Consider the following 2,715-nt stretch of genomic DNA (forward strand, 5'->3'; position numbering starts at 1 on the left):
CGAAGCGCACCGCCTCACGGACATGGGTCACCCAGTACGCGGGCGTGGTGAGTTCGCCGGGTGCGGCGATGCGGCCGGTCACGTTGGAGACCACGGGCAGCAGCGGGTCGGCGTAGGAGAGGTTCTCGGCGACCCTGCGGAACTCCTCCAGCATCGGCTCCATCAGCGGCGAGTGGAACGCGTGCGACACCCGCAGCCGGGACGTACGACGCCCCCGCTCACGGAACACCCCCGCCACAGCCTCCACCGCCGCCTCAACACCCGAAACCACCACCGAAGAAGGCCCGTTGACGGCCGCGACCGACACCCCGTCGGTCAGGTACGGCAGCACCTCCGCCTCCGTCGCCTCGACCGCCACCATCACACCACCGGCAGGCAGCGCCTGCATCAACCGGCCACGCGCAGCCACCAACGCACACGCGTCCGCGAGGGAGAACACACCCGCCACATACGCGGCCGCGATCTCACCGATCGAATGCCCCGCCACGAACTCCGGCCGCACCCCCCACGACTCCACCAGCCGGAACAACGCCACTTCCAGGGCGAACAACCCCGCCTGGGCATACGCGGTCCGGTTCAGCGCCTCCGCGTCCTCGCCCCAGACCACCTCACGCAACGGCCGCCCCAGGTGACCGTCCAACCCCGCACACACCACATCGAACGCCTCCGCGAACACCGGAAAACGGCCGTACAGTTCACGACCCATCCCCAGCCGCTGCGAACCCTGACCCGAGAACAGGAACGCCGTGCGACCTTGCTCGGTCGCGCCGACGATCGCAGCCGGGTCGCTCTCCCCTACGCACACTGCGGCCAGGCCGCGCACGGCGGACTCACGGTCGTCGGCGAGGACCACGGCACGGTGGTCGAAGACGGAGCGCTGCGTGGCCAGGGAGCGGCCGAGGTCCACGGCGCTCAGCTCGGGGGCGGCCTCGACGCGGGCCAGGAGGCGTGCGGCCTGGGCGTGCAGGGCGGCCTCGGTCTTGCCGGAGAGGACCCACGGCACCACGCCGGGTGCGAGAGACGCGAGTCCGCCGCTTCCGCCGTCCTCCTCATCCGCCCTCTCGTACTCGGGCTGTTCGAGGACGACGTGGGCGTTGGTGCCGCTGATCCCGAACGAGGACACACCCGCCCGCCGCCGTCCCGAACCCTGCTCCCACTCCACCGGCTCGGTCAGCAGCTCCACCGCACCCGCCGACCAGTCGACATGCGACGACGGCGCATCCACATGCAGGGTGCGCGGCAGCACACCGTGCCGCATCGCCATCACCATCTTGATCACACCGGCCACACCCGCAGCCGCCTGCGTGTGCCCCAGATTCGACTTCACCGACCCCAGCCGCAACGGCCGGCCCTCCGGCCGGTCCTGGCCGTACGTGGCGAGCAGCGCCTGCGCCTCGATCGGGTCACCCAGCGTCGTCCCCGTGCCGTGCGCCTCCACCACGTCCACGTCACCGACCGACAGCCCACCACTGGCCAGCGCCTGCCGGATCACCCGCTGCTGCGACGGACCGTTCGGCGCCGTCAGACCATTCGACGCACCATCCTGGTTCACCGCACTGCCCCGCACCACGGCCAGCACCCGATGGCCATGACGCCGCGCATCCGACAACCGCTCCAACACCAGCATGCCCACGCCTTCGGACCAGCCGACCCCGTCGGCCGCATCCGCGAACGAACGACACCGGCCGTCCGCCGACAGACCACCCTGGCGCGAGAACTCCACGAACGTCATCGGCGTCGACATCACCGTCACACCACCGGCCACCGCGAGCGAGCACTCACCCGAACGCAGCGCCTGCGCCGCCCAGTGCAACGCCACCAGCGACGACGAACACGCCGTGTCCACCGTCACCGCCGGACCCTCGAACCCGAACGTGTACGACACACGACCCGACGCGATACTGGGGGCGCTGCCGTTGCTGCGGAAGCCTTCGTACTGCTCGTCGGTGAGCATGTTGCCGTAGTCGTTGTACATGACGCCGGCGAAGACGCCGGTCCGGCTGCCCCGCAGCGACACCGGGTCCATCCCGGCCCGCTCGATCGCCTCCCAGGTCGTCTCCAGCAGCAGACGCTGCTGCGCGTCCGTCGCCACCGCCTCCCGCGGACTCATCCCGAAGAAGTCCGCGTCGAAGGCGCCCGCGTCGTGCAGGAAGCCGCCGGCCTTGGTGTAGCTGGTGCCCGAGGCCTCCCGGTCGGGGTTGTAGAGGACATCGGCGTCCCATCCGCGGTTGACGGGGAACTCGGACACGGCGTCGACGCCGTCGGACACCAGCCGCCACAGGTCCTCCGGAGAGGACACCCCACCCGGATAACGGCACGCCATCCCCACGATCACCACCGGATCGTCCGCCACCGACGGCAGCGACCCCACCGGCACCACCGCGGCCGGCTCCACCACACCGAACAACTCGTCCAACAGACAGCCCACCAGGGCGTTCGCCGTCGGATAGTCGAACACCACCGTCGCCGGCAACCGCAACCCGGTCGCCTTGCCCAGCCGGTTCCGCAGCTCCACCGCCGTCAGCGAGTCGAAGCCCAGATCCTGGAACGCACGCCCCGGATCCACCGTCTGCGCACCCGCATGACCCAGCACCACCGCGATCTGACCACGCACCAGATCCAGCAGCACCTCACGCCGCTCGTCCCGGCCCAGACCCTCCAACCGCTGCACCAGACCGGCCGTCGCCACCGAACCGCCGGCAACCGACCGCCGCG

Annotated in this window: 1 protein-coding gene; it reads right to left on the bottom strand. The window is 70.7% G+C overall.

Features of this window, described 5'->3' with window-relative positions; translation table 11 throughout:
• Window positions 1-2,715 (bottom strand): type I polyketide synthase (locus TU30_RS32715; protein ID WP_042177264.1); only part of this gene is annotated, 2,715 nt, incomplete at both ends.

The sequence above is a fragment of the Streptomyces sp. NBRC 110035 genome (genome assembly GCF_000829695.1).
Lineage (GTDB): Bacteria > Actinomycetota > Actinomycetes > Streptomycetales > Streptomycetaceae > Streptomyces.